We start from the raw sequence: 6,931 nt of genomic DNA, 5'->3' as shown, positions 1-6,931 counted from the left end.
AAGAGCTGGCCGCGGAGTGGTCGCCGGAGATCGGCTCCTGGACCTTCTACGGAAAGGGTTCGGGGCACGTTCCCTCGTTCGGCGAGATCAGCCCTGACCTGATTATCAATGCCTTGGCCAAAGTGATGAATCAATCCTATTCGCCCCGAGAAGCAGGGTACGGGGGGAAAGCTTTAGAGATGACCAAGGCGCTGGTCCCCAATAGGGATCTGAGTTTTTGCGCCGGCTGCCCGCATCGCGCTACTTTCTGGGCCATCAAGGCGGCACTCAAGCTTGATGGACGGGGAGGGTTCGTTACGGGAGATATTGGCTGCTATTCGCTCGGTTTGGGCCCGGCAGGATTTTTCCAGCTCAAAACCATGCACGCCATGGGATCGGGTACGGGGTTGGCCACAGGCTTTGGCCAGCTGCACAAGTTCGGGTTTGACCAGCCCGTACTTGCGGTTTGCGGCGATTCCACATTTTTTCATGCCGCCATCCCTGCGCTGATCAATGGTGTTTACAACAAATCCAACTTCGTCATGGTCGTCTTGGACAACAGTGCTACCGCCATGACCGGCTTCCAGCCCCATGCCGGAACGGGCGAGACCGCCACTGGATCTCCGGCGCCGGTCGTGGATATCGAGAAGCTTTGCGCGGCCCTGGGGATTCGTGTGGAGACCTGCGATCCTTTCGATCTTCAGGATACGACAGAAAAAATTTTGGATTTGATCAACGAAGAAGGTGGAGTCCGAGTGCTCATTTCCCGCCGGAAATGCGCCCTGGTCAAGGCCAAGGAAGAGAAAGCCCAATACAAAGTACATATAGACCCGGAAAAATGTTTGGGGGAATCCTGTGGCTGCGCCCGCTTGTGCACCCGGATTTTCAAATGTCCGGGGTTAATCTGGAACAAGGAGCAGGGTAAATCCCAGACCGACGAAGCCATCTGCACCGGCTGCGGTGTCTGCGCCGACATTTGTCCCCAATCTGCTATTATCCGAGAGGAAAATTGAAATGAACCTTGCCAAAGACCCATTGAATTTGATCATCACGGGCGTAGGTGGCCAAGGTAACGTTTTGGCCTCCCAGCTGGTCGGCCGCGCCCTGGTTAGAGAAAATTTTTATGTAACCATCGGAGAAACCTACGGAGCTTCCCAGAGGGGCGGAGCGGTGATGAGCCACCTGCGGATATCCAAAGAATCCCAGCACAGCCCTCTCATTCCTGAAGGGCAGGCCGACATCGTCGTCGCCCTGGAACCGGTGGAAGCCTTGCGGGTGATCGGCCAGTACGGGAACCCGTCGGTGGCCGCCGTGGTGAACTCCCGCCCCATCTACCCCACGGCTGTAACCGTAGGCGAAGCGGAGTATCCCTCCTGGGAGAAAATCAAGCAGACTATTTATGAATTGGCCCGGAAAGCCTGGTTCATCGACGCCACAGAGATGGCCCTCTCTTACGGCTCACCCATCTTTACCAACATCATCATGGTCGGCGCTCTGGCCGGCACCCAGCTCATTCCTTTGGAGCGGAAGGCCTTTGAAGAAATCATCCGGGAGAGCTTCCCGGCTGCCCAGGTTGCTGATAACCTCAAAGCCTTCAAGCGCGGCATGGAAATGACTCAAGGTTTCTAAGACCAACTTTCCATCCTGTCATAGCAAAGAATTGACTCAGCTGCTGGTGAGAGGTTAAACCGGCATCTCCCTGTAGACCTTGTCCTTTGCGGAAAGCAGGCTATCGACGGTGACACGGGCCAGACCGGACCAAACATAGCCACCCGGCTGGGATATACCCAGTTAACCTATGTAGTCGCCATCCAGTGGATCGACGAAAATAAACGACAGATACAGGTTTGCAGAAAGGTGGAAGGAGGGATAGAAGTGATCCGTGGACCTTTACCAGCCTTGGTGACTGCCGAATTGGAGCTGGCCAAACCCAGGCGGGCTTCCCTCCCTTTGCTGATCCGTTCCCTGCGGTCTGAAGTGAAAGTTTGGAAGGCAGAAGACATCCAAGCGGACCCACAAAAGTTGGGATTGAAGGGCTCACCCACCTGGGTGAAAAAGATCTTTTCTCCACCGGTACGGGAAGGGGGGCCTAAGTTCTATGCCCACGAAGATCTTCAGGGGGCTGTGGAGAAATCCCTTGAGGCTCTCCTGGCCGATAAGAAGTTCGCTTCCCAGTTTCTCTCTCATTGGGAGGCCTGAAATCATATGCCCAGGAATACTAAAGGATTGGAAGTAGCCAAAATTATCCCTGACTCCTGCATCGGCTGTCAGATTTGTTTGAGCGAATGCCCGGTGGGTGCCATCCGGCTTTCAGCGGAGGGGGTGGCGGTTATCGACCCGGAAGCCTGCGTCGGATGCGGAAAATGCTCTGAAGTCTGTCCGGTGGGGGCTGTTCGCTTCGAAAAGAAAAGGCGCCAAAAGGTAACCCAGGAAAGAAAAAAAGATTTCACGGAGGGCCTGGTTGGTTACCAAGGTGTGGCCGTCTTCATCGAAGTTCTGAACGGCCGGGGAGCCCCGGTCTCCTGGGAGCTAATAGGAAAAGGGCGGGAGTTGGCCGCCAAAAGAAAGGCGAGGGTAATCGGCCTTCTCCTGGGGTACCAAATGAAAGAGATCGCGGAAGAAGCCATCGCCTATGGTTGCGAAGAAGTTCAAGTAATCGATAATCCCTTGCTCCAAAGCTATCTCTCCCAAACTTACGGGGAAGCCCTCGCGGACCTGTGTCGGCGAATCAAGCCGGAGATTCTTTTGCTTGGAGCCACTCCTCTGGGGAGGGATCTTTCTGGAAGTGTGGCCACTCATCTAAATACAGGCCTCACCGCCGATTGCACCGCTTTGGATATTGATGAAGAAAAGGGATATCTTCTAATGACGCGGCCGACTTTCGGGGGCAACATCATGGCCACCATTTACTGTCAGGAGCATCGCCCCCAAATGAGTACCGTCAGGCAAAAGATAATGAAAGCCTCAGAAAAGGATTCCAATCCTAAGGGCGATATTCACTTTCAGCCGTGGAATCCGCCCGCAGGGGAAATGGCCAAAATTATTGATTTCCTAAAGGAGACCCCCCAGGCCGGCAGTGTGGATATTGGCCAAGCCCCTGCCCTTGTCGTGGCTGGAAAGGGGGCTTGCGACCCAGCCTCCATGCCCATGCTTCAGGAGTTGGCTGATTTGATTGGGGGGGTAGTGGCTTGTTCCCGGCCGGTTGTGGAATCTGGATTGATGCCCTATGAACGACAGGTTGGTCAGACAGGGAAAACAGTGGCTCCCAAGTTATACATTGGAGTTGGAATTTCCGGAGCTGTCCAGCATATAGAAGGCATGCAAGGCTCCGAAAAGATATTGGCCATTAATTCTGATCCCCAGGCACCGATCTTTCGGGTAGCCGACGTTGGGCTGGTAGGGAACTATTCGCAGGTAGTCCCGGCGCTGGTCGCCAGCCTAAAGAAAAAATTAGGGTCAGTGTGAGTGTCAGTGTCAGTCAAAAAATACGGATCAAAAGCTATTCTTTTACTCACACTCACACTGACACTCACACTTGCTTGGAGTAAAGATGAAAGAGGCCTTTGATGTGGCCATTGTCGGGGCAGGGCCGGCCGGCATATCGGCGGCCTGCCTTCTGGCTGACCAAGGCGTCAAGACCATTGTCGTAGAACGTGGCGAATACCCCGGGTCCAAGAATATCTCCGGAGGTGTCCTCTATGGGTATGACCTGTACCAGATCCTCCCGGATTTTCCTGCCCAAAACTGCCCCATCGAACGGAACATCGTTGAGTCCAGGCTCTGGTACCTATCCAAGGATGGGGGATACAGCCTTTCTTACAGGAATCAAATATTTGCCCAAGAGCGGAAACAGAATGTATTTACCGTGGGCAGGGCTAAATTCGACCGATGGTTTGCGGAACAGGCGAAAAAAAAGGGCGCCCTGATGGCCTGTGGAACCGTGGTCACCGACCTGCTGCGGGACGACCAAAATCGAATCGTAGGAGTACAAACTGACCGCGCGGATGGAGACCTTCGGGCGAAACTTGTCCTCCTGGCGGATGGGGTCAATTCACCTCTGGCTGCGAAAACAGGATTTCGTCCTGAACCTAAGCCTCACCAGGTGGCCTTGGCAGTGAAAGAAGTGATCGAACTCAGCGAAGAGCAGATCCAGGAACGATTCAACGTGGAGCCTAACAACGGCGTGACCATCGAGATCCTTGGCGTGGTCACCAAGGGCATGAATGGGATTGCCGTAATCTACACCAACCGAAAATCACTCTCCCTCTGCATCGGGGCCAATCTGTCCGATCTCGCACAACACAAAGTTAAACCTTACGAAATGATGGAAGACTTCAAAGAACACCCCATGGTAGCTCCCCTAATTCGGGGAGGCAAGTCCACAGAATACATGGCTCACTGGATTGCCGAGGGGGGGTACGATTCCATCCCTCAACTCTGCGGGGATGGATTTCTTATTGGCGGGGATTCGGCCATGTTATTCAACACCCTTCACCGGGAAGGGTCTAACCTGGCTATGACCTCGGGGCGGTTTGCGGCCGAAGCGATGCTGGAGGCATTGGAGAAAGGAGATTTTAGCCGCCATGGCCTGCAGGGATATATTTCTCGGCTACAGAATTCTTACATTTTTAAAGATCTGAAAAAATACAAGCGTTTCGGCCAATTTCTCGAAACCCATCCGGAATTATTCACCTCTCTGCCGGAATGGGCCAGTCAGGCAGCCAGGGAGATACTCACGGTCAATGGAGTTCCTAAAAAAGAGAAGCAGAAGGTCCTCTGGAATCAACTCCGAGCTAAAATTTCCCCTATGAGGCTCCTGAGGATTTTCTGGGATGGCTGGAGAAGTGTAAAATGAGAATGAAGGTCGAAGACAAACTTTTTTTAGACCGGTTCCGGGTGGATGAGGAGCCTCATCTGCGGATCATCGATGGTTCTGTGTGCCAGCACAAGTGTTCTGATCAGCCCTGTCTCTATTTTTGCCCGGCAAATGTTTATCGGTTGGAGAAAGACCGCATCAGCATTGCTTACGAAGGTTGTCTGGAATGTGGGTCCTGTCGCATCGGATGCCCCCATCTCAACATAGAATGGCGGTTCCCCAGGGGGGGATACGGAGTAAGCCATAAGTTCGGATAAACCACGCAGGGAGCAGGGAGTAGGGAGCTATGCACTATACGCACGGCGCTTTTCTTTCAAGCTTCGGCTTCATCTACCAGTTGGATGAGGTGTTTTACTTCCACCTGGGAATTCTTCTGGCCCAGCTGGTCCTTTAATTGCAGCATGCAGCCGGGACAGCCAGTGACCACCACCGAGGCTTTGGTAGCTTGGATGTCTTCTACCTTTTGCCGGCTGATTTGTTGGGATAGATCATAATGGTAGAAGCTAAAGGAGCCCCCGCCTCCGCAACAGCGTTGGGCATCGCGCATTTCCACCAGAGTGATGCCGGGAAGGTTTTTCAAAACCTCCCGGGGTTGAGACAACACTCCTTGTCCGCGGTTGAGATGGCAGGGATCGTGATAGGTCACTTTCTGGAGCGATTCTTTCTCACCCTTGGTCAACTTGATCTTTTGGGTCAGGAATTCAGCTATGTCCAGAACTTTTCCGCTGAAGGCGCCAACCCGATCTTTCCATTCCTGACTCTCCCCCTCTACCAGGGTCTTATAACTCTCCTTCAGGGCGCTCCCACAGGTAGCGCAAGCAACGATTATCGCATCCAGCTTGTAGGGGGCAAAGGCTTCGATGTTCATTTTCAACAGGTCCAACCCATTCTGCAGGTCGCCCGACATGAAAACCGGGATACCGCAGCAAGTCTGCTTCTTGGGAAAAACCACTTCCACCCCATGGCGGCCCAGCACCCGGATGAGCGAGCGGCCAATGGCCGGATCCACGAAATCGATGAAGCAGCCGGAGAAGAGGCCAGCCCGCAATTGGGCTGGCCCTTTGGAAGGAGGTATCACTTCGGGGAATTCCTTCCGGAGCGGAGTTTTGCTTAGATCTGGGATCAACCTTCTTTTGCCGAAGGCCGAAAGGAAAAAGGGGAGGTGCCGCAGTTGTCCATCCCCCTTCGGGGGTGCAAACATCTGCAAATAGGAGAAGGCTTTTAGCGCTTTTTCGAAAAGAGAACGATTTTTGAGTAGATACTTGAAGGCGATCTTCTTGGAAAGCGGCAACCCTCTCCGTTTGGCCAGCTCGGCGCGGATCCCCAGAATGAGCTTCCCCTGATCCACGCCCGCCGGACAGGCTCCTTTGCAGGTCAGGCAGAGGAGACATTTAGAAAAGATGTCTTCCGTGTAAGAAGAATACGGGAGTTCTCCCGCGACCAGGGCTTTGGCGATCTCCGTTTTTCCGCGGGAACTATAGGTCTCCCTTTGCAATTCTCTAAAAACCGGGCAGACTGCGGCGCACACTCCACAGCGCGAGCATTTCTCCGCCTCCTGGATCATGATTTGCTCAGAGTACATAGAAACTCCGTATAAATAGTGTCAGTGTCAGTGGCGACTGCTGGATAATGATTTAACCAAACCACTCAACATTCTGCTAATTTCACCCACTTCTGCTTTAAAAGTTAAATATTCATTATCGGAAAGATAGCCCAAATCTTTGACTAATAAAAATTGGTATTTCAATTCACCTGCCGAACCTTTGGCAACGCCCACAAAATAACGGTATTCAGTTCTGTTTAATCTATGACTCCCTTCTATTAAATTAGTAGCAATCGATGCTGCCGCCCGTCTCATCTGAGAAATAAGACCAAATTTTTCACTCTTGGGAAACTTTTCAGTGATTTTGTAAACTTCAAGAGTAAGCTGATGGCTCCTCTTGAAAACCTCAAGTTCTTCAACACTGCTTATTTTATTTTTTTCCTTTTGATCTTTTATCACTGACACTCACACTGACACTGTTTCTCAAACAAACTTCCCCGGATTCATAATCCCATTGGGGTCAAAGACCTTCT

At 52.5% G+C, this 6,931-nt stretch carries 8 protein-coding genes; 6 read left to right on the top strand and 2 right to left on the bottom strand.

All coding sequences use genetic code 11. The annotated features are described in order from the left end of the window. The 6 genes from Q7V48_08335 to Q7V48_08310 all read left to right on the top strand — a co-directional run. On the top strand, positions 1-992 hold a 992-nt coding region (locus Q7V48_08335), incomplete at its 5' end, for a thiamine pyrophosphate-dependent enzyme (GenBank protein ID MDO9210743.1). Position 993: 1 nt separating this feature from the next. Next, entirely contained in the window at positions 994-1,608 is a 615-nt protein-coding gene (locus Q7V48_08330; GenBank protein MDO9210742.1) for an indolepyruvate oxidoreductase subunit beta, read from the top strand. A 30-nt stretch (positions 1,609-1,638) separates the two neighbouring features. After that, entirely contained in the window at positions 1,639-2,178 is a 540-nt protein-coding gene (locus Q7V48_08325; GenBank protein MDO9210741.1) for a hypothetical protein, read from the top strand. A gap of 6 nt (positions 2,179-2,184) precedes the next feature. After that, on the top strand, positions 2,185-3,444 hold the full coding sequence (locus Q7V48_08320) for an electron transfer flavoprotein subunit alpha (protein MDO9210740.1): 1,260 nt from the start codon (positions 2,185-2,187) through the stop codon (positions 3,442-3,444). A gap of 85 nt (positions 3,445-3,529) precedes the next feature. Next, positions 3,530-4,834, top strand: coding sequence for an FAD-dependent oxidoreductase (locus Q7V48_08315; protein MDO9210739.1), 1,305 nt, complete (start codon positions 3,530-3,532; stop codon positions 4,832-4,834). Positions 4,835-4,836: 2 nt separating this feature from the next. Then, on the top strand, positions 4,837-5,112 hold the full coding sequence (locus tag Q7V48_08310; protein ID MDO9210738.1) for a 4Fe-4S dicluster domain-containing protein: 276 nt from the start codon (positions 4,837-4,839) through the stop codon (positions 5,110-5,112). Between the two features lie 56 nt (positions 5,113-5,168). On the opposite strand, the gene Q7V48_08305 is transcribed toward Q7V48_08310, so the two are convergent. Then, positions 5,169-6,437 carry a (Fe-S)-binding protein gene (locus tag Q7V48_08305; GenBank protein MDO9210737.1) on the bottom strand — a complete coding sequence of 423 codons (1,269 nt, stop codon included), beginning with the start codon at positions 6,435-6,437 and terminating at the stop codon, positions 5,169-5,171. A 27-nt stretch (positions 6,438-6,464) separates the two neighbouring features. Then, a complete protein-coding gene (locus Q7V48_08300) occupies positions 6,465-6,857 on the bottom strand; it encodes a four helix bundle protein (GenBank protein MDO9210736.1) in 393 nt (130 codons plus the stop codon). Positions 6,858-6,931: the final 74 nt, after the last annotated feature.

It is taken from the genome of Deltaproteobacteria bacterium, from assembly GCA_030654105.1.
Classification (GTDB): Bacteria; Desulfobacterota; SM23-61; order SM23-61; family SM23-61; genus JAHJQK01.
Note: the sequence above shows the minus strand (reverse complement) of the source record. Positions and strands in the feature narration are given on the sequence as shown.